Origin of the sequence: Nocardia sp. NPDC004860, from assembly GCF_040609015.1 — a bacterium.
In the GTDB taxonomy this organism is placed as follows: domain Bacteria; phylum Actinomycetota; class Actinomycetes; order Mycobacteriales; family Mycobacteriaceae; genus Nocardia.
In genome coordinates, this window is sequence record NZ_JBEXJI010000020.1 from 39,820 (window position 1) to 60,104 (window position 20,285).

Consider the following 20,285-nt stretch of genomic DNA (forward strand, 5'->3'; position numbering starts at 1 on the left):
GCGGATTGGGAACCGTCCGGTCGAGTTCGCGGCTCGGGACGGGTCGGCCGCCTACCCTGGAGGTCATGACCAATCCGAGCGATCCGTGGTCGCGGCGGCCGGAACCGGGCCCCGGGGAGGGGCCCGCCGAGCAGGCCGCACCTGGCGGCTACCCCTCGGATAGCGCCGCGGGCTACGGGCCCACCGAGGCCATACCCGCCGGTCCGATCGACTATTTCGGGCAGCCGGCCGGGCCCGACTCCACCCGCGTGCTGCCGCCGGCGGACGCGCAGTGGGGTGGATACGAGACCGGCGGCGGCTACGAGCCGGCCGCCGTCTACCCGGGCCAGCCCGGGTACGCCCCCACGAGTAGCTATGGCGCGCCCGGATTTCCGACCGCCGCGGGCGGGCCCGGTTACCCGGGTGGTCCGGGCATGCCGACCGGTGGATATCAGCCCGCGGGCTTCCCGCAGCATCCGGTCCCGCCCCCGCCGCCCCGCCGGACCACCCTGTGGATCGCGCTGACCATCGCCGCGGTCATCGTGGTCGCCATTGTCGGCGTCGCGGCGGGAACCCTGCTGTCGAACAACGATTCGTCGAACAGCGCCGCACCCGGCAGCGTCAGGACCTCCGGGTACCCGGCGTCGAGCCTGCCCGGCAACTCCTCGGCCCTACCCCTGCCCAGCGGCATTCCCACCATCCCGGGCCTGGGCGATCTGGACGAGCTGGGTGCGAACATGGGCACGATCTCGAACAACGACGGTTCCACCCTCACCATCACCACGTTGTCCGGTGGCACGGCCACCGTGAAGACCGACACCAAGACACAGGTGATTTCCCTGGGCAGCACCAAGGTTTCGGACTTGCCGGTCGGTGAGGTGATCATGGTCCAGGGCGACAAGAACGCCGACGGATCCATCCAGGCGAAGCTGATCATCAGCACCTCGATGCCGAGTGCTACCCGATGACACATGGTGCAAGCGGAAAAACTGACCAACCCAAAGGTTCGCGGCGCAAGCGCGGGGAGGCGGAGCGCTCGATTCTGGACTGACGGAGCGGGGAGCGAAGCGGAGGAGCGGAGGAGGGAAGAATCGAGACCTCCAGCGCCGCGAACCCGCCCCGGAGCGAAGCGGAGGGGCAATCAAACACAGTAGGGTAGGCGGCGATGACGGCGATATGGTTCGGGCTGGCGGCGATCGCGCTCGTGGGTGCGATCGTGCTGCTCTATTTCGATCGGCTGCAGCGGCAGCGCACCGGGCACGTGCGACAGGTCTGGGCGAAATCCCAGGGCTACACCTATGTTTCGGTGGAGCCCGCGCTCGCCTCCACCTGGCGGCGCGGCGCCCTGGCCAAGCTCGGCTACCTGTCCGCGGTGGACGTGGTGTCGGGTAACCGCAAGGGTGAGAAGTTCGTGCTCTTCGATCTGGAGGACGCCGCCACCCTGGTCGCGGTGCGCCGGCAGATCGGCTCGGACATCGACATCGACCTGCGGCTGAAAACCGCGGCGCCGCCCAAGGATCACGATCTGGAGCTGCTCGGCGCCATCGGCGACCGGGTGGTCTTCGCCACCAACCCGGACGTCGCCCGGCACGCGGTGGATCAGCGCATGGTGGCGTTCATCGAGTCGCTGCCCGACACCGTGCAGCAGCTGTGGTCCGAGGGCAACTGGACCCTGGGCATGCTGCCGGTCGGTGCCGTGGCCAAGGACTGGGAGATGGCCATCGACGCGGTGCTGCGGCTGTCGGGCCTGCTGCACGTGCTGCCGCCGGTCATCAATGCCGAGCGCGGCCGCGACGAACTCCCCGAACCCGGTCGCTCGCACCCGGTTCCCGAGGACGACGACTACGACGGCCACGACGAATTCGGCGACTTCGGCGACGATCGCGATCGCCCGCGCGCCCAGGACCGCCCGGCCCGCCCGCGCGCCGAGGAAGCCGACGATTACGAGTCCCCGCTGGTCAGCGATATCGCCGGCGCGAGCGAACCGGACGACGAGCCCGAAAACTGGCGTCCCGCACTGAAAGTCGTGCCGGACCCGCGCAACCGTCCGCGCCGCAACTGGCCGCCCGCCCCCGAGGGGGAGGAGCCGGACCCGTACGACGAGGACGACCGCCGCCGCCCCGGGGACGAAGACCGTTGGGCGGAACCGGAATCCGAGGATTGGCGCGACGAATCCGACGCCGACCGCGAGCCCGAGGAGGGCTGGCGCAGGGACCAGGGCCGCAGCGCGCCGCCCGGCGGCCCGTTCCATCCGGGGTTCCGCCCCTATCAGGGACCCGCGCCGAGGTGACCCACCCCGGCCGTGTCCGCGCGCGGCACGCCGCAGCCACGTGGTGTCTGCGCGAATTCGCCGCGTGTGGGTCGGTCAGGGATCAGAATGGGGGCGCAGTTCCGGTCATTGCCGACCGCTCCCCAGTCGTGCGAGTGATGGGCCGCCGATGACCGAGAGTTCCCCTGATCGTCCGGCGGGCGCCCCGCGCCTGCCGGGTGCCCACCGCCCGGTGGCCCTGATCACGGGACCGACCTCCGGCATCGGCAAGGCGTACGCCACCCGGCTCGCCGCGCTCGGCTACGACCTGGTGCTGGTGGCGCGGGATGAGGATCGGCTGGCCGCGCTGGCACACGATGTGCGGGTGCGTTTCGGCGCGCGAGCCGAGACGCTGCCCGCGGACCTGGGCCGCTCCGCCGACCTCGGCCGGGTGGCCGAGCGCCTGGCACAGGGCGTCGAATTCCTGGTCAACAATGCGGGATTCGGCATGTCGGGCGAGTTCTGGACGCTGGAGCCGGACGCCCTGCAGCAGCAACTGGATGTGAACGTCAACGCCGTCGTACAGCTGACCCGGGCGGCCCTGCCGCCCATGCTGCACGCGGCCAAGGGCACCGTGGTCAATGTGGCCAGCATCGCGGGCCTGATACCCGGACGGGGTTCGACCTATTCGGCCTCCAAGGCGTACGTCGTATCCTTTTCCCAGGGGCTGGCCGGCGGGCTGGCCGGAACCGGAGTCCGGGTGCAGGCCTTGTGCCCGGGATTCGTCCGCACCGAATTCCATGAGCGGGCCGGAATCGACATGGCCTCGCTACCGCGACCGTTGTGGTTGAGCGTGGACGAGGTGGTGGCGGGTTCGCTGCATGATCTGGAGAGAGACCGGGTGATCAGCGTGCCCGGAATGCAGTACAAAGCGATCGTCGCGATCGCCGGGTTCATCCCACGATCCCTGGTGACCCGCCTGAACCGGGGCCTGTTCAACGCACGCGGAAGGACATAGAGGAAGCAATGCAGGTAACGACCACCGACCGGGACAGACTCGCGGCTCTGGTGCGCGACCTCGCCGTGGTGCACGGCCGGGTGACCCTGTCCTCGGGCAAGGAAGCCGACTACTACGTGGACCTGCGCCGCGCCACCCTGCACCACGAGGCGGCCCCGCTCATCGGCAAGCTACTGCGCGAACTCGTGGCGGACTGGGACTTCGACGCGGTGGGCGGGCTCACCATGGGCGCGGACCCGGTGGCGGCCGCGGTCATGCACGCGCCCGGCCGGGCCATCGACGCCTTCGTGGTCCGCAAGGCCGCCAAGACGCACGGCATGCAGCGCCAGATCGAGGGCCCGGACATCGTGGGCAAGCGGGTGCTGGTGGTCGAGGACACCACCACGACCGGAAACTCCCCGCTCACCGCGGTGCGCGCGCTGCGTGAGGCGGGCGCCATCGTGGTCGGTGTGGCCACCGTGGTGGACCGCGAGACCGGCGCCGACGACATCATCGCGGCCGAGGGGCTGGAGTACCGGTCGATCCTGGGTCTGAAGGACCTCGCCCTGGGGTGAGGACTTAGGTCCTTACCGAACGGTTAACAAGACTTTGCTCTGGGCTGAACCCTTGCTCTGGGTTAGCCTGGTGCTGGTCTTACGTCCGACAAAGGTGTTGTGAAGGGTCGTGTGAGTCACCTGTGGTGAGCATTGCAATCAACAAGGGTCATCAAAATGTTGCGATGCTCGGCATCGGCGCCTACCGGCCCCAGCGCGTGGTCAGCAACGCCGAAGTGTGCGAGGTCCTGGACTCCACCCCGGAGTGGATCTTCGAGCGCACCGGCATCCACAACCGGCGCTGGATCTCCGGTGACGAGACGCTGCGCACCATGGCGGTGGCGGCGGGCAACCGGGCGCTGAACAACACCGGCATCGACCGATCCAAGATCGGCGCGCTGCTCTTCTGCACCTCCAGCTGGCTCAAACTGACCCCGCACGGTGCCCCGAGCGTCGCCGCGGACCTCGGCATGAACGGCATCCCGGCCTTCGACCTGACCTCCGGCTGCGGCGGGTTCGGTTACGGCCTGGGTGTCGCCACCGACATGATCCGCTCCGGCTCGGCCGAATACATCCTGGTGATCGGCGCGGAGACGATGACCGTGGGCCTGGACCCGAAGGATCGCGGCACCGCCATGATCTTCGGCGACGGCGCGGGTGCGGTCGTGGTCGGGCCCAGCGAGGAGAACGGCATCTCGCCGACCGTGTGGGGTTCCGACGGCGAGAACGCCGAGGCCATCGCGCAGGACGTCGACTTCCTGGAGTTCATGAACAAGGCGCAGCGCCTGCAGGGCACTGACCCGGCCGTCGAGCCGGTGGGCCGCATGTCGCTGCACATGGAGGGCCCCAAGGTCTTCCGCTGGGCCGCGGTCACCCTGCCGCGCGCGCTGTCGAGTGCCATCGAGCAGTCCGGCGTGCACAAGGAGGACATCGAGGTGTTCATCCCGCACCAGGCCAATGCCCGCATCAACGAGCTCATGAAGAAGAACCTCGGGCTCGCCGACGACATCCCGATGGCCAATGACATCGAGAACACCGGCAATACCTCCGCGGCCTCGATTCCGCTGGCCATGGAGGAGATGCTGGTGACCGGCAAGGCCAAGGGCGGTCAGCTGGCGCTGCTGCTCGGCTTCGGCGCGGGCCTGTCCTACGCCGGTCAGGTCGCGGTGCTGCCGCCCGCGCCGGCCGAACCCAGCTTCTGATGGCCCGCCCGTTTCGCGCCGCTTTCGTCGGCGCGGCGGTGGTGACGGTGTTCGGCGCCGTCACCGGCCGCGAGAAACTGCAGTGGGCCGCAAAGCCTTTGCTGATGCCGCTGCTGGCGGCCGATGTGGCGATGAATGGCGCGGCCCTGGATCGCACCGATCGCACGGTGCTGCTCGGGTCGCTGGCCGCGGCCACGGTCGGCGACGTGTTGCTGATCGACCCCGATGACGATCGCCGACTGATAGCCGGCGCTTCGTCTTTCGCGGTCATGCAGACCGGGTACTCGTGGTTGTGGTTCCGGCGCGGCGGCCGGCCGCGCGCGCAGATCGCGGTTCCGCGCCTGGCGGCCTGGCTGGGCGCGGCGACGCTGATGCGGTTCAAGGCCCCGGCGATCGCGGTGCCGCTCACCGCCTACGGCGCGACCCTCGGCACGGCGGCCACGCTGGCGTCCGATCCGGAACTGGCCCGGGACGCGAAGAATATTGCGGGCGTGAACATTCCGAATGCGGACCCGCGCAGCCGATTGGGCGTGGGTGCGCTGTTGTTCACGCTGTCCGACGGATTGATCGTGCTGCGGCGCATTTTCGCGCGCGGTGAGAAGTCGCGCAGGATCAGTGAGGGCGTCATTCTCGGCACGTATGCCGCCGCGCAATACCTGCTCACGGATCCCCGCGCGCATCGGTAGCCATATCGGTAACCGAATAGGTCACCGTATCTGTCATCGGCAACCGCTGCCGGTCATCGAATTCGATCGGAAAAGAACCCCATCCCGAGTTTCGGGACGGGGTTCCGGTGTTTTATCCCCGAGGGATCAGGGCAGGACCTGCGGAATGGCATCCGGGTCGACCGCGCCGACGAGCAGGCCGATCAGCGCGCCCTGGAGCGCCGGGCCGAGGGCGCACAGCGGGATGAGCGGAATGCCGACCACGGTGACGGCGCAGATGACGGCGCCGATCACGGCCCCGACACCCGCGCCTACGACGGCGGCATTGGCCATCGGGTCGTGGTTCTTGGCATTGGGATCGGTGGCGATGTCCTGCGGCTGCGAGATCTCGGCCGCAGGCTGCGCGACCCCGGGCGCAACGGGCTGCTCGACATCGGGGGTGACCGGCTGCGCGGCCTCCGGAGCGACGGAGACCGCCGCCGGCGCGATGGTCTGCGCGATGGCGGCCGCGACCGGAGCCGTGACCATCTGCACGACCGGGGCCGACTGCACGGCGTCGGCCGGGGCGGTGGCGGAAGCCGTTCCCGCGCTTGCGAAAGTCGTGGCGACGGCCAGCGGCAGTGCCGCGACGATTGCCTTACGACCGAAATTACGAATGGTGCGACGCATGATTTTTCCTGTCCTCCCGACCCCCGCAGCACGCTGAACTCAGATGGCGTGCAGAACGATTCGCGTTGCCGATGGCAACGGAACAAGTTTTATCCGATCGCGGTCGCGGAATCAAGTCCCGCTGCCGCTATTCGAGATCCGCGGAATTGTGCTCGCCACCACTATTCGGTGACGCGTGCCATTCCGGGGATTGCGGATAGCAGTTCACGGCCCGCGCCGGATTCCGTCCACCATGCGGTATGGCCGAGAAAGTACTCGTCGTAGGCGATTTCGGCGTTCTTCGCATTGCCGCCGGGGACGACGCCGAGGAAGTAGTCGATCTCGGACAGCTCGTACTCGCAATGCACGAGGGGGAGCAGTGCCGGAAGGCCGCGCCGCTCGGCGGCGGTCAGCGGCCGGACCGATTCGTAGCCCTGCAGCAGTGCGCGTACCTGGTCGAATCGCACCTTCGCCGGTCCGCCATCGCGGATCGAAATCCAGTCCACGGCACTGCGTTCGATGGCGGTGGCGAGATCGTGGACGGCGGTGGTGCGGTCGCACAGCCCGAAGTCGATGACGGCGGTGATGTCGCGGTCGCGCCAGAGCAGGTTCGTGCCGTGCCAATCATTGTGTGTCCACAGCGGTTCCAGGTCCGTGAGCAGGGGCCGGAGCCGTTCGTAGGCCGGGAGGTGGACGCGTTCCAGGTCCGCCCGCCAGTCGCGTTCGGCCAGGAATGCGCCGACGGCCGGGCGTTCCGCGGCCCGATGCGCCACGGCCGCAAGGGGATCGGCGGAGGCGAAGAGGGTGAAGCCTGCCAGTAGCGGCCGGGGCGGGCGGCGTGGCGCCTCGTAACCCGCGGCGGCCAGGTGCAGGCGGGCCAGCAGGCGGCCGGCCGCGGCCGCCCCGTCGAGGGAGCGGTACGGCGTCCAGGAGAAGACGCCCTCGTACTCGTCTCGCCCGTCACCCGATTCCTGGACCTCGTAGGCGAAATCGCCCAGGTCGACCGTGTGCAGTACCCGCGGCACCGGAATTCCTTGCGAGCGTAGGTGATCCATGAAGCGGTGCTCCTCGCCGAGCGCGGCGGCGTCGCGCAGCGCCCGGGGGAGGCGTTTGACGATGAGGTCGCGCCCGTCCGGCGGGCGTACCCGGGCGGTCGCCGACAGTGGTCTCGGGCTGCGCCACACGATCGTCGCGTCCGTGCCCAGCACCGCGTCCACCTCGGCGGAAGTCAGTGCAGGCCAATCGGGTTCGACCAGCGGGTCGAAGCCCATGCCGTAGACGCGGCCGTCGGTCATCCCCGCCGGACCCGCACCAGGAGCGCGGTTACCGCCGCGGCGGCCAGGAACGAGTAGAGCGAGGCCGAGGACCACCAGCCCGGATGCACGCCGAGCGCGTCCTGTGCCCGGGTCCAGAATGTCGCCCACCAGCTGATGGAGCCGGGATTGAACAGCTGGTACACCACGAAGCCGACCGCCCACGGCAGCAGCATGAGCGGCCGGGCCGGCGCGTTCTGCGCCAGATTCCAGTCGCGGCGGCCCTGGCCGAGGAAGTAGTCGACGATGAGCACCGCGCACAGCGGCACGAAGACCGAGCCGATCAGATAGAGGAAATTCGCGTAGCTGCTGAAGTCGCGCACCGGTAGCGCCAGCAGTGTCACCGCCACACCGACCAGCCCGGCCAGCAGTCGCCGATCCACCCGCGGCAGCAGGTTCTGGATGGACATGGCCGTCGAATACACATTGGCGAAGGACTGGTCCGATTCGCGCAGCACCAGTACCGCGAAGAAGAGCCAGCCCGCGGTGACGCCCAGGAACGAGTCGAAAACGTGGTCGGCATTGCCGCCCGCCTGCAGGATGGCGATGATGCCCAGCAGGTAGCACCACACCTGGGCGATCGAGTAGCCGGCCACGGTGGCCCCGGCGGCGGTCTTCGCCGAGCGGGAGTGCCGGGTGTAGTCGGCGGCCAGCGGCACGAACGAGATGGATACGGCCAGGGTGGTGTCGACGGCGGGCCAGAACCCGCTCCAGCTGGTGTCGTGCTGCACCGGAATCGGTTGCCGCAGTAACTCGATCGTGAAGTAGAGCATGGCGACCGCCACCGCCACCGAGACGTATTTGCGGAGCGCCCGCACCGCGGACAGCGGCCAGATGGCCATGGTGGTGGACAGCGTGCCCGCCGCGACGATCACCACCCAGTGCGGAACCCGGTCGTGGGTGAGCGCCGAGACGCCGAGCGCGATCACGGTCAGCTCGTACACACCCCAGCCGATGCACTGCACGATATTGGCGACCGTCGGCAGATACGACAGCCGCGTCCCGAACAGGCCGCGCAGCACCGCCATGGCCGGTGCGCCGGTGCGGGCCCCGACGGCGCCCGGTCCGGCCACCATGGCCGCGCCGACCACGGTGCCCAGGACGGTCGCCAGCAGCGCCCCGGCCAGCGGGAGCGGCGGGTTCCCGGTCGGGAAGAGCACGTACGCGGCGCCGCTGAAGCCGATGAGACTGACGCCGAGATTGAGCCAGAACGCCGCCTGATCCGTGAACCCCAGCGTGCGCGGCGGCTGGGTGTCGAGCACCAGCGGCGCTTCCCTGCGGTCGGGTTTCTCGGCGATCGTCATGCCCAGGAGCCTACGGCCCGAATCGTGCGAATCCGGCACTGAGCTGGATATATATCAGAGGCAGAGGATGATCCGGTCCCGGTTCTGCGGGTCGACGCGGATCGAAATCGTGCCGCCCACAGCGATTCTCGGTTTCACCACCGGTTCGACATCGAAGACGATGCTGCCGTAGTAGGTCTCCGAGCCCGGCACCACGAGTTCGAGATCGAGTTCGGTGATCTCGGTGCAGTGGTCGGTGCGCTGCAAGGGGTGGACCGCTTCGATGTTCGCCCAGCCCTCGAGCCCGTGCCGGCGTAGTCTGCGGTCGGAGCGGCTGGGGCGCTGGGCGAACAGCATGCCGAGGCCCAGGAACGTTCCGAAGAGACCGACCAGTGTGACGATCTGGACCGGCACGGTACCCGGCGGGGTGAGTGGGACCAACCACCCCAGCCACAACCCGAGTGCGACGAGATATGCCGCCGTCACTCCGAGCACCGTACGGGCTATACGCGCGTGGTCCATGACACCCTCCAACCACGGCCTATCAGAATTCCAGGATAGTCCCGATACTTGTTCCGTGTGGGCCGATCAGGCGAGGTCAGAGGGCTGGTGGGTCACACGGACACGCCGGATGTCCGGAGCGCGGTGAGAGTGTCCAGATCGAGCGGCAGGTCGAGGCCGTCGAGGCCCAGGGTGACCTGTCCGGAGTACTCACCGGTCGGTAGGTATCGACCGTCCCGCAGCCGATGGGTCAGCAGCCGCATCGACTCCTCGGTCTCCAGCAGCCAGTAGTGCCCGATCCCCGCCGCCGCGTACTCGGCGAACTTCATGACCCGATCCACCCGCCGCGAACCCGGCGACACGATCTCGATGGCCGCCAGCACATCGCCCGGCCGCACCCGGGTGGCGTGCTCGGCCCCGGCCGTACCGCCCACGATCAGCACATCCGGCACCCGCACGGTCGGCGGCGTGCCGTCGTCGATGATCAATTCGATCCGCGCCATGGCGGCCACCCGCCGGGGCAGCGCCCGCTCCAGCTGAGCGGCCAGACGCCATACCGCGAGCTGATGCCGCGGCGGCTGCGGCGCCACCACCAGCACGCCGTCCACCAGTTCGCGGCAGTGCCGATTGTTCTCCGGCAGCAGCGACCACTCCTCGATGGTCAGGAGGTGATTCGGCCAGTATTCAACCGATTTCAGCAATTCCGCGGAACTCGATCGAGTCATGAGGCCAGTCTTCCACGCCCGGCAACCGTGCAGCGATGTTTCAACCCCGCAACCGCAGAACGGCGAGTACCCGCCGATGATGCAGATCCGAGGGCGGCAATTCCAGCTTGGAGAAGATGTTGCCGATGTGCTTCTCCACCCCGCGTTCGGTCACCGAGAGGGCCCGGGCGATGGCCGCGTTCGACAGCCCCTGGGCCATGGATTCCAGCACTTCACGCTCGCGCGGGGTGAGGCGGGCCAGCGAATCCTGTTGCCGGGCAGCGCCCATGAGCTGGCCGACCACCTCCGGGTCCAGCGCCGTGCCGCCGGTGGCGACGCGGCGCAGGGCGTCGGTGAAATCGCCGACGTCGGCCACCCGGTCCTTGAGCAGGTAGCCGACGCCGCCCGCGCCGGCGGCCAGTAACTCGGTGGCATAACGGGTTTCGATCCACTGCGAGAACACCAGCACTCCGGTGCCGGGATGGCTGCGGCGCAGCGCGAGCGCGGCCAGCAGACCCTCGTCGGTGAAGCTGGGCGGCATGCGGACGTCCACCACGGCGACATCCGGCAGCTGGTCGGCGACCGCGGCGTGCAGACCGGTCGCATCGCTCACCGCGGCCACCACCTCGAACCCGCGCTCCGCCAGCAACGCGGTGAGGCCGTCGCGCAGGATGGCATTGTCCTCCGCGATGACCACCCGCAGCGGCTGGTTCGCGGTGTTCGCGTCCTGGTTGTCCCGGGTGTTCACAGCCTCGATCATTGCGGCCCGGCCAGCGGCAGCACCAGCGTGACCACGGTCGGGCCGCAGATAGGGCTGACCACCGTGAGCGTGCCGTCCACCGCGCGCGCCCGCTGCGCCAGCCCCGAAAGCCCGCCCACCACAACGCCTTCGCCGGGTCCGCCCACCGGTTGCAGCGCGCCGCCCTGGCCGTTGTCGCGCACGCTCACCGCCAGCGCATCCGTCCCGGCCGGCAGCACCGCCACCCAGATCCGGTTCGCGGCAGCGTGTTTCACCACATTGGTGAGCAGTTCCGCGACCGAGAAGTAGGCGATGGCCTCGATGGCCGGGCTGGGCCGCAGCGGCAGCAGCACCCGCAGCTCCACCGGCAGCGCGCAGCGGGCGGCCAGGGTCTCCAGCGCCGGTTCCAGCCCGAGTTCGAGGGCGGGTGGATGGATGCCGCGCACCAGTTCCCGCAGTTCGGTCAGTGCCTCCTTGGATCCGGCGCGGGCCTGGGCGATCAGCTCGGCGGCGTCGCCGCCCGCCGCGATCCGCTCCTCGGCGCGGCCCAGCATCATGGCGATGCTGACCAGTCGCGCCTGGGTGCCGTCGTGCAGGTCGCGTTCCAGCCGGCGCAGGGTGGCGGTGGAGTCGTCGACCGCGGCGCGGCGGCTCTCGCGCAGGCCGGCCAGCTCGAGATCGCGGGCCGTCGGGGTGAGCAGCCACAGCGCGAGCGCGCGGTGCAGGACACAGACGCCGCGGATCAGCCACGGCAGCAGGAAGCAGCCAAGCACGCCGAGCGCCGCGAAAGCCAGGACGCGCGGCCAGGTGTCGAGGTAGTAGTCGCCGAACTGGATCATCGAACGGTGTGACACGCCGCGTTCGTCCACATTGACCGGATCCATGAGTGCCCACGGAATCGGCGACAGCGCAACGAAACCCGTCACCGCCACCGCCGTCAGCACACCGTAGCCGATCACCACACCCAGCAAGCCGTCGAGGACCAGGAACAGCAGGGCGCGGTACGAGGTCCGATCGGTGAAGGCACTGCGCAGCCAGCCGATCGGCCCGGGCCGAAAGGTGAACGGGGGCGGCTCGGGCAGGGCCGCGTCGAGCAGCACGGCGCCCAGCACCCGATGAATGCGGCCCCACACCCGCCCGCCGAGGATCATGGCCGCCAGCACCGGGATGCCCACCACGAACACCGAGAGGTACAGGCTGCCGCCGATACCCAGGAACAGATAGACCGCGGCGGCACAGCCCAGCCCGAAAACGATGATCAGGTAGGCGAATTCCTTCCAGGTGCGCGCCCGGAACGGCGTGACCAGGAAGGTCCGCAGCACGGACTCGGGGGTGGGGCGCGAGCCCGGATCCGATTGCGGCGCGGGCGGATCGAGCAGGATGCTGGGTAGGGCGGCCGTATCGCTCATGGATTCATGGTCGCGGGCGGCGCGGTGCGGTGGCGAGGGAGCAGCCCAGAAAGTATTCGGTGTAGCCAGCACGACCACCTAGCATTCAGCCATGACCTACGACGCGCCCCCGCCGGGCTGGGATCCGCAGTCCCAGGGCTACCAGCAGCAGCCGGGCTACAACCAGCAGCCCGGCTACCCCCAGGGCTACCCGCCGCAGGCGCCCGGTTACTACCCGCCCGGCTACTACGGCGCGCCCGCGCCGGATCATCCGCAGGCGGTGGTGGTGTTGATCCTCGGCATCATGAGCCTGATGTTCTGCCAGCTGCTCGGTCCGGTGGCCTGGATCATGGGCGGCAAGGCCCGCCGGGAGATCAGCGAGTCGAACGGCATGATCGGCGGCAGCGGCATGGTGACGGCCGGCTGGATCTGCGGCATCGTCGCCACGGCGCTGATGGTCCTGGTCATCCTGTTCATCGTGCTGGCCATCATCGTGGGCGCGGTCGGCTCCTCGCACTAGGCAACTACCATCGCCGGGGTGAGTTCCGCCCCGACCGCCCACGAACCGCCGACCCCCGGACCGACCGAATGGGGTGAGCATCCGCACGGCGTCGGACCGTGGCGCGAGGAGTTCGGCACCGAGCCGCCGGACGATCCGCGCCTGGACCCGGACCTGCTGGAGCACGGCGACCGGCGCAATGTGGTGGATGCCTACCGGTATTGGCGGCGCGAGGCCATCGTCGCCGATATCGACAGCCGCCGGCACCCGTTCCACGTGGCCATCGAGAACTTCGGGCACGACGCCAATATCGGCACGGTGGTGCGCACGGCCAATGCCTTCGCGGCGGCGGCCGTGCACATTGTCGGGCGCAAGCGGTGGAATCGGCGCGGGGCCATGGTCACCGACCGCTACCAGCACATTCACCATCACGCCGACATCGATGAGCTGCTGCGTTTCGCGGCCGGCGAGGGGCTGACGGTGGTGGCGGTGGACAACGTCCCCGGCGCGGTGCCGCTGGAGACCGCGGCGCTGCCGCGCGAGTGCCTGCTGCTCTTCGGCCAGGAGGGCCCGGGCGTGACCGAGGCCGCGAAAGCGGGCGCGCTGCTGACCGTTTCGATCGCGCAGTTCGGCTCGACCCGCAGTATCAATGCCGGTGTCGCCGCGGGTATCGCCATGCACGCCTGGATCCGCCAGCACGCCGACCTCACCACCGCCTGGTGAGCTGGACGACTCTCGGTAACAAATCAGCCACGAGCGCAGTGCCCGACTGGCACGATAAGTCCTATGACTTCGCGGACCGGACGCAATATCGAGCCGACCGCTGCCCTCTGGTCGGAGCGAGCCGACCTGGCGGAATCCGCGATCCTCTCGCGTCACCTACGCAAGTTGTGGGGCTGTCCCGGCACCCAGCTCGGCGTGGTGGGCTGGCCCGCCACCAAGGGTGAGCGGGTTTTCGCCTTCTGGCACTACTGGTGGCAGGCCCACCTGATCGATTGCGCGGTCGACGCCGCCAATCGTGCGCCGACCCCCGCCCGGCAGCGCCGCCTCTGGTCCATCGCCCACGCCTCGCGCCTGCGCAATATCACCGGCTGGACCAACAACTACTACGACGACATGGCCTGGCTGACAATCGCTTTGGAGCGGGCCGAACGCACCCAGGGCGTGGCCGAGGTGCGGGGCGCGCTGCTCACGCTGGAGAAGACGCTGGCCAACGGGTTCGATCCGGAGTTCGGCGCGGTGCCCTGGCGTAAGGGCTCCGACTTCTACAACGCCCCGGCCAACGGCCCGGCAGGCATCGCCATGGCGCGGCTGGGCCGCTACCACCTGGCACAGGAACTGGCCGACTTCCTCGACGCCAACCTGCGCGACAAGGAGACCGGCCTCATCTTCGACGGCATCCACCTACCCTCCGGCGAGGTCGAGAAGCCGGTCTACAGCTACTGCCAGGGCGTGACGCTCGGCCTGGAGACCGAACTCGCAGTGCACACCGGCGAACCCCGGCACGCCGAGCGCGCGGTCCGCCTGGTGGACGCGGTCGAGGAGCATCTGACCGCGGACGGCGTGGTGGTCGGCGACGGCGGCGGGGACGGTGGCCTGTTCAACGGCATTCTCATCCGCTACCTGGCGCTGGCCGCCCTCATGCTGCCCGGCGACGATCCCGCGCAGGTGACCGCGCGCCGCAAGGCCGCCGCGATGGTGCGCGCGTCCGCGAACGCGGCCTGGGAGCACCGCCTGGATGTGGAGGGGGAGCCGCTGTTCGGCGCGGATTGGCTGCAGCCGGCGCGACTTCCGGGCATCGCGGGCGCGGGCGGCTTCGAGGGCGGTTCGGTGACCGCCTCGCGCAGCCCGGAACGCGATCTGTCGGTGCAGCTTTCGGGCTGGAAGCTGATGGAGGCCGCGCACACGGTGACGGCCGCCGGGCTGTAATCGTTCAGGCGCGCGGCAGCCGGGGCAGCGGCACCGTCGCGGCCTCTGCCACGTCGAGGTCGAAATCCTCGGCGGGACGTGCCATTTCGACCCGGTACTGCCGCACGCCCAGGACCGTGCCGAGCACCAACCCGACCACCAGGGTTCCGATGACCGCCGGCATGAGCCAGGACATGTTCTCCAGGAAGCTGCCCGCGTAGTAGCTGGCCAGCAGGATCACCGGCGCCCAGATGACCGCGCCGACGGACGAGGCGATGGTGTATTTGCGGTGGTCCATCCCGGCCGCGCCCGCGACCAGCGGGCACAACGTGCGCACCCACGGAATCCAGCGGGCCACCAGCACCGCCAGGAACCCGTGCTTGTGCAGCATGTCCGAAACCCGCGCGAGATTGCGGGTATTGATGTACTTCCCGTTCTTGCGCGCCACCAGATGGTGTCCGGCGCGCTGGCCGAAGACGTACCCCACCTGGTTGCCGGCGATGGCCGCGATCATGGTGCCGATCGACAGCGCCCAGACCTGCCCCTCGCCGACCTGCGAGGCCAGCACCACACCGGCGGTGATGAGCATGGAGTCACCGGGCAGGAACAGCCCGATGATGAGTGCGCACTCCAGGAAGACGAAGGTGAGAACCACGGTCCAGACGAGCACTGGTCCGGCTGTCTCGAGCGGGCCGAATCCGGAGGCGGAAAGAAAGGCAGGGCCGCTCGATGCGAGGGTTAGCGGGGTGGTCGACACCGAAGGGCTCAGTGGGTCGGCTCGTTCGTCGAGGTGGCGTACTCGGCCTGTTCCGGGGCCTGGCCGCGGTGCAGCAAGTTCTTCGCGACCGCGATGATGCCCGGCAGGATGGACACGAACACGATCAGCAGGAAGATCGCCTCGACGTTCTTACGAATGAATTCGACATTGCCCAGGAAGTAACCGAGCACGGTGACGCCGCCGCCCCAGAGCACCGCGCCGATGATGTCGACGGTGGCGAACTTGCGGTAGTCCATCTTCGAGACACCGGCCAGCACCGGCATGAAGGTGCGCACGATGGGCACGAAGCGGGCCAGCACGATGGTCTTCGGGCCGTGCTTCTCGAAAAAGGCGTGCGTCTCGGTGATGTAGTGCTGCTTGAAGAAGCGCGTGTCTTCCTTCTTGAACAGCGCCGGACCGATGGATCGGCCGATCCAGTAGCCGCTCTGGTCGCCGAGCCAGGCCACGAAGGCCGTCGCGGGCACCAGCCACCAGATGTTCATGCCGGCCGGCGGGTGTGCCTGGGCCGCCAGCAGACCGCCGGTGAACAGCAGCGAGTCGCCGGGCAGGATCGGGAACAGCAGACCGGTCTCGATGAAGACGATGGCCAGGATCGCCGGGAGCACCGCGTGCTGCAGCCAAGTCTCCGTCAGGAGGTGCATTGGATCCAAGATCGCGGGTAGCGCGGCATTGGTCGTCACGGCATCGGATACGGCCAGCAAGGTCACGGCCACCACAGTACCGGTAGGCCGGACATCACACCGAACGTCGAAGCAACCTCACAAACTTGTGGGGTATGTGAGGCCATTGCCCCGGAGAAATGGGGCTGTCCTATCGTGTCAGCTGACAGAATTTTGTAGTACGCACCACACACAACACGGAGGTCATTGTGCCCATCGCGACTCCGGAGATCTACGCCGAGATGATTGCTCGGGCCAAGCAGAACTCCTTCGCGTTCCCCGCCATCAACTGCACCTCGTCGGAGACCATCAACGCGGCCATCAAGGGCTTCGCGGACGCCGGCAGTGACGGCATCATCCAGTTCTCCACCGGCGGTGCGGAATTCGGTTCCGGCCTGGGCGTGAAGGACATGGTGACCGGTGCGGTCGCGCTGGCCGAGTTCGCCAACGTGGTCGCCGCGAAGTACGACGTGACCATCGCGCTGCACACCGACCACTGCCCGAAGGACAAGCTGGACACCTTCGTGCGCCCGCTGCTGGCCATCTCGGCCGAGCGCGTGAAGAACGGCCTGAACCCGCTGTTCCAGTCGCACATGTGGGACGGTTCCGCGATCCCGATCGACGAGAACCTGGAGATCGCCAAGGAGCTGCTGAAGCAGGCGCACGCGGCGAACATCATCCTCGAGGTCGAGATCGGCGTCGTCGGCGGTGAGGAGGACGGCGTCGAGGCCGAGATCAACGAGAAGCTCTACACCTCGCCCGAGGACTTCGAGAAGACCATCGACGCGCTGGGCTCCGGGGAGAACGGCCAGTACCTGCTGGCCGCCACCTTCGGCAATGTGCACGGCGTGTACAAGCCGGGCAATGTGGTGCTCAAGCCCGAGGTGCTGGCCGAGGGCCAGCGGGTGGCCGCCGCCAAGCTGGGCCTGGGCGCCGACGCGCAGCCGTTCGACTTCGTCTTCCACGGCGGTTCGGGCTCGCTGAAGTCGGAGATCGAGGACTCGCTGCGCTTCGGCGTGGTGAAGATGAACGTCGACACCGACACCCAGTACGCCTTCACCCGTCCGGTCGCCGGTCACATGTTCGGCAACTACGACGGCGTCCTGAAGATCGACGGCGAGGTCGGCAACAAGAAGGTCTACGACCCGCGCAGCTACCTCAAGAAGGCCGAGACCTCGATGGCCGCGCGCGTCGTCGAGGCCTGCAACGACCTGAACTCCGCGGGACGTTCGATCAGCGCCAAGTAAGCTCAACGGTCGGGATTCCGCTGCAATAAGCGGAATCCCGGGCAATTTTCGAGCGGCGGGCGCGCCGCGGTCTCTATCGAGGCAGGTGGCATGACTGTCGATGTGCGGGTCCTGGGCCCCGTGCAGCTGTTGGTCGCCGGTCGGTCCGTGCCGGTCGGCGGCCCCAAGCCGCGTGCGCTGCTGGCGGCTCTGACCGTGAACCGGCGGCGCGCGGTGTCCTCGCAGGCGCTGGCCGACATTGTCTGGAACGACGATCCACCGGACTCCTATCAGGCGAGTCTGCAGGTGTTCGTCTCGAATATTCGCAAGACCCTGCGTACCGCCGGGGTCGACCCGGTGGCGCTGCTGCGCACCGAATCCTCCGGCTACCGGCTGGAGATCGAGGATGACGAGTGCGATCTCGGGCGCTTCGAGACGCTGCGCCGCGAGGGTTCGGAGGCCGCCTCGATCGGCGACCCCACCGCCGCGTCCCGGCTCTTCGGCGAGGCGCTGGCGGAATGGAGCGGCCGCGCCCTGGACGATCTGTCCGGCCTCGGCTTCGCGGAGAGCTTCGCCACCGCCATGGACGAGGAGCGGCTGCTGGTCGCCTCTGCCCGCATCGACTCCGAAATCGCTTTGGGCCGAGCCTCTTCCGTGGTCGGCGAGCTGGTGTCGATGACCAGTGCGCATCCGCTGCGGGAGCCGCTGTGGGCGCAGCTCATCACCGCGCTCTATCTGTCCGGCCGTCAGGCCGACGCGCTCGACGCCTGCCGCCGGGTGCGCACCGTGCTGGCCGACGAGCTCGGCATCGATCCCGGTCCCGCGCTCATCGCGCTGGAGCAGAAGGTGCTGCGTCAGGAACCGTTGAGCACCGGGCAGATTCACGAGGTCGAGCGCATGGCCAAGGCCATGACCGAGACCGTCACCGAGATGCCGCGCGCGGTGCGTGCCGGGCAGCTGCGGCTGTCCGACGGCCGGGTGGTGCCGATCGGCCCGAACGGCATGAAGATCGGCCGCATGACGGACAACGATCTGGTGCTCGACGATCCGAAGGCCAGCCGGTACCACGCGCAGATCACCCCGAGCCGGGCCGGGCTGCTCATCAAGGACCTGCACTCCGCCAACGGCATCTACATCAATGAGGAGTCCATCGAATCGGCCGCCGTGCTGGCCGACGGGGACGCCATCCGGATCGGCACCACCGTGCTCACCTTCCAGGCCTTGCGCTGAACCCTCACTGCATTACGCTGCTGCACTGTCGGTTTCGGTCCGCAGTGCGGCGGCGGTAGGTCCACGGGTCTCGATTCTGTCGAGATCGGTCGAGTGCCGGCGGTTCGCCCGGTTCCGGAAGTAGAGTCTCTGCCCGGATATATCCGAGAGCCCGTTTGTCGGAAGGTTGAGTGCATGGCCAAGCGGCTGGTGGCAGCTGCGGGGGCGGTGATCGTCGGGGCGGGCGTACTCGCCGGAATGGGCGGGCCGGTCGCGGCGGCGGATCCGGGTGCGGCACCGGCCGTTCCGGGTATCGGGCCCTGCAGCACCGACGCCAAGCCCGGACACGAGTCGCTGATCCCGAAGACCGTCGAGGTGCCCGTGCCCTATCCAGTGGTCACGGTCGACACCGGGCCGCTGCCGGAGAACACCAAGCGCGTGGCGATGGAGCTGCCGCCGGATCCGTGCGTGAACCCGTGCCCGGACCTCACCGACACTCCCGCTCCGCCACCGGGACTCGCCGAACAGCTCGGCCTCCCCAAGCTGATCGTGCGGCCGCAACCGTTCAATTTCGCGTTGCCCAACCCGAATCCGCCGGCGCTGCCGCCCGGTCCCGATCCGGCGCACCCGCCGGTCGAGGCCGCCGCCCAGGTGCCCGCGCGGCCGACACCGCAGGTCTCCGACGTGCGCGAGGTGTCCAAGCTGACCGGCGCCGACTCGGTGAACCGCACCGACAAACGCTGGCAGGTCCAGGGCACCGACCTGGGGATCATGTGGCAGAGCGCGCCGGACGAGATCGCCATCGCCTTCGGCGACACCGTCGGCCGCGACTTCCACCCGCCGGGCGGCATGGGTGAGGACTGGCGCTCGAACCTGCTGGCCTTCAGCAAGAACCGCGATCTCGAGAACGGTGTGGTCTTCGACCGCATGGTCACCGACGACCGCTGCCACGCCGCCGAACTGCTGAGCAGCCGCAAGCTGGACAATATCGAGATCACCACCATCCCGACCTCGGGCTTCGCCATCGGGGACCGGCAGTACCTGAGCTACATGTCGATCCGAACCTGGAACAGCGTGCCCGGCACCTGGTACACCAACTACGGCGGCATCGCCTACTCCGACGACCACGGCGAGCACTGGACCAAGGACCCGTACGCCAAGTGGGAGAACATCTTCGGCCTCTCCAACTTCCAGGTGACGGCCATGGTGCCGCAGGGGGACTGGGTCTACATGTTCGGTATCCCCAACTCGCGGCTCGGCGGGGTGGGGCTGGCCCGGGTGCCGAAGGACCAGGTGCTCAACCCGACGGCCTACCAGTACTGGAACAGCGGCTCCTGGATACCCGGGACGAACGGATCGGTCACGGTCACACCGATTGTCGACGCGCCCGCCGGTGAGCTGTCGGTGCGCTACGACGAGAGCCGCAATGTGTGGCAGATGAGCTACCTGGACACCGCCAAGGCGGCACTCGTTGTGCGGGAATCGGATACGCCGCAGGGCACGTGGTCCGACAGCGCGGTCACGGTGAGCGCACTGCAATTCCCGGAGCTGTACGGCGGTTTCATCCATCCGTGGTCCACCGGCAACGACATGTACTTCACCATGTCGACCTGGAGCGACTACAACGTCTACCTGATGCACGCCACAGTGAACTAGCAGCACTCGAAGCGGGTGGGCCGCATGACATGTGCGGCGCATCCGTTTCTTGTTGTTCGGTTGCCAACCGCAGCAACTGATTTCGTAACGGTCGGGGTAACTCCTGGGGTACGCCCGAAATAGATTCGG

21 protein-coding genes are annotated in these 20,285 nt (G+C 68.6%); 12 read left to right on the plus strand and 9 right to left on the minus strand.

The window, feature by feature from the left end:
• Positions 1-65: 65 nt before the first annotated feature.
• From ABZV44_RS29855 to ABZV44_RS29880, 6 genes are all read left to right on the plus strand, one after another.
• On the plus strand, positions 66-947 hold the full coding sequence (locus ABZV44_RS29855) for a DUF5666 domain-containing protein (RefSeq protein WP_354843329.1): 882 nt from the start codon (positions 66-68) through the stop codon (positions 945-947).
• Between the two features lie 197 nt (positions 948-1,144).
• Positions 1,145-2,269, plus strand: a complete 1,125-nt coding sequence (locus ABZV44_RS29860; protein WP_354843332.1) for a hypothetical protein — start codon at positions 1,145-1,147, stop codon at positions 2,267-2,269.
• A gap of 148 nt (positions 2,270-2,417) precedes the next feature.
• A complete protein-coding gene (locus ABZV44_RS29865; protein ID WP_354843334.1) occupies positions 2,418-3,245 on the plus strand; it encodes an SDR family oxidoreductase in 828 nt (275 codons plus the stop codon).
• An 8-nt stretch (positions 3,246-3,253) separates the two neighbouring features.
• A complete protein-coding gene (gene pyrE / locus ABZV44_RS29870) occupies positions 3,254-3,799 on the plus strand; it encodes an orotate phosphoribosyltransferase (protein ID WP_354843337.1) in 546 nt (181 codons plus the stop codon).
• A 122-nt stretch (positions 3,800-3,921) separates the two neighbouring features.
• Complete coding sequence (locus ABZV44_RS29875) at positions 3,922-4,980, plus strand: beta-ketoacyl-ACP synthase 3 (protein WP_354843340.1); 1,059 nt, start codon at positions 3,922-3,924, stop codon at positions 4,978-4,980.
• Positions 4,980-5,666, plus strand: a complete 687-nt coding sequence (locus ABZV44_RS29880; RefSeq protein WP_354843343.1) for a lysoplasmalogenase — start codon at positions 4,980-4,982, stop codon at positions 5,664-5,666. The genes ABZV44_RS29875 and ABZV44_RS29880 overlap by 1 nt, the downstream gene beginning before the upstream one ends.
• A 126-nt stretch (positions 5,667-5,792) precedes the next feature.
• Here the strand turns inward: ABZV44_RS29880 and ABZV44_RS29885 are convergent, their stop codons facing one another.
• The 7 genes from ABZV44_RS29885 to ABZV44_RS29915 form a co-directional block, all read right to left on the minus strand.
• The gene (locus ABZV44_RS29885) at positions 5,793-6,314 is read right to left on the minus strand and encodes a hypothetical protein (protein ID WP_354843346.1); all 522 of its coding nucleotides are present in this window, start codon (positions 6,312-6,314) and stop codon (positions 5,793-5,795) included.
• Between the two features lie 161 nt (positions 6,315-6,475).
• Complete coding sequence (locus ABZV44_RS29890; protein WP_354843349.1) at positions 6,476-7,588, minus strand: phosphotransferase; 1,113 nt, start codon at positions 7,586-7,588, stop codon at positions 6,476-6,478.
• Positions 7,585-8,910 (minus strand): cytosine permease, encoded by a 1,326-nt coding sequence (locus ABZV44_RS29895; protein WP_354843351.1) that lies wholly within the window; start codon positions 8,908-8,910, stop codon positions 7,585-7,587. Before ABZV44_RS29895 ends, ABZV44_RS29890 begins: the two co-directional genes overlap by 4 nt.
• Before the next feature lie 54 nt (positions 8,911-8,964).
• Positions 8,965-9,411, minus strand: a complete 447-nt coding sequence (locus ABZV44_RS29900; RefSeq protein ID WP_354843354.1) for a hypothetical protein — start codon at positions 9,409-9,411, stop codon at positions 8,965-8,967.
• A gap of 92 nt (positions 9,412-9,503) precedes the next feature.
• Positions 9,504-10,115, minus strand: coding sequence for a Uma2 family endonuclease (locus ABZV44_RS29905; RefSeq protein ID WP_354843356.1), 612 nt, complete (start codon positions 10,113-10,115; stop codon positions 9,504-9,506).
• A 40-nt stretch (positions 10,116-10,155) separates the two neighbouring features.
• Positions 10,156-10,797: a response regulator transcription factor gene (locus tag ABZV44_RS29910; protein ID WP_354843642.1), complete on the minus strand. Its 642-nt coding sequence runs from the start codon at positions 10,795-10,797 to the stop codon at positions 10,156-10,158.
• A 53-nt stretch (positions 10,798-10,850) separates the two neighbouring features.
• The gene (locus tag ABZV44_RS29915) at positions 10,851-12,242 is read right to left on the minus strand and encodes a sensor domain-containing protein (protein ID WP_354843359.1); all 1,392 of its coding nucleotides are present in this window, start codon (positions 12,240-12,242) and stop codon (positions 10,851-10,853) included.
• A 91-nt stretch (positions 12,243-12,333) separates the two neighbouring features.
• Between ABZV44_RS29915 and ABZV44_RS29920 the strand changes: the two genes are divergently transcribed.
• The 3 genes from ABZV44_RS29920 (at position 12,334) to ABZV44_RS29930 (ending at position 14,649) form a co-directional block, all read left to right on the plus strand.
• On the plus strand, positions 12,334-12,741 hold the full coding sequence (locus tag ABZV44_RS29920) for a DUF4190 domain-containing protein (RefSeq protein ID WP_354843362.1): 408 nt from the start codon (positions 12,334-12,336) through the stop codon (positions 12,739-12,741).
• An 18-nt stretch (positions 12,742-12,759) separates the two neighbouring features.
• Positions 12,760-13,443, plus strand: coding sequence for a TrmH family RNA methyltransferase (locus ABZV44_RS29925; RefSeq protein ID WP_354843365.1), 684 nt, complete (start codon positions 12,760-12,762; stop codon positions 13,441-13,443).
• A 63-nt stretch (positions 13,444-13,506) separates the two neighbouring features.
• A complete protein-coding gene (locus tag ABZV44_RS29930) occupies positions 13,507-14,649 on the plus strand; it encodes a glycoside hydrolase family 76 protein (RefSeq protein WP_354843368.1) in 1,143 nt (380 codons plus the stop codon).
• Positions 14,650-14,653: 4 nt separating this feature from the next.
• On the opposite strand, the gene ABZV44_RS29935 is transcribed toward ABZV44_RS29930, so the two are convergent.
• Both ABZV44_RS29935 and ABZV44_RS29940 read right to left on the minus strand, forming a co-directional pair.
• The gene (locus ABZV44_RS29935) at positions 14,654-15,298 is read right to left on the minus strand and encodes a DedA family protein (protein ID WP_354843371.1); all 645 of its coding nucleotides are present in this window, start codon (positions 15,296-15,298) and stop codon (positions 14,654-14,656) included.
• 95 nt (positions 15,299-15,393) lie between these two features.
• A complete protein-coding gene (locus ABZV44_RS29940; protein WP_354843645.1) occupies positions 15,394-16,047 on the minus strand; it encodes a VTT domain-containing protein in 654 nt (217 codons plus the stop codon).
• A 227-nt stretch (positions 16,048-16,274) separates the two neighbouring features.
• Here ABZV44_RS29940 and fbaA point away from each other — a divergent pair, with 227 nt between their 5' ends.
• The 3 genes from fbaA (at position 16,275) to ABZV44_RS29955 (ending at position 20,156) form a co-directional block, all read left to right on the plus strand.
• Positions 16,275-17,312: a class II fructose-bisphosphate aldolase gene (fbaA, locus tag ABZV44_RS29945; RefSeq protein WP_354843373.1), complete on the plus strand. Its 1,038-nt coding sequence runs from the start codon at positions 16,275-16,277 to the stop codon at positions 17,310-17,312.
• Between the two features lie 90 nt (positions 17,313-17,402).
• Positions 17,403-18,521 carry a BTAD domain-containing putative transcriptional regulator gene (locus tag ABZV44_RS29950; protein WP_354843376.1) on the plus strand — a complete coding sequence of 373 codons (1,119 nt, stop codon included), beginning with the start codon at positions 17,403-17,405 and terminating at the stop codon, positions 18,519-18,521.
• Positions 18,522-18,695: 174 nt separating this feature from the next.
• A complete protein-coding gene (locus ABZV44_RS29955) occupies positions 18,696-20,156 on the plus strand; it encodes a DUF4185 domain-containing protein (protein WP_354843378.1) in 1,461 nt (486 codons plus the stop codon).
• The last annotated feature ends 129 nt before the right edge of the window (positions 20,157-20,285 follow it).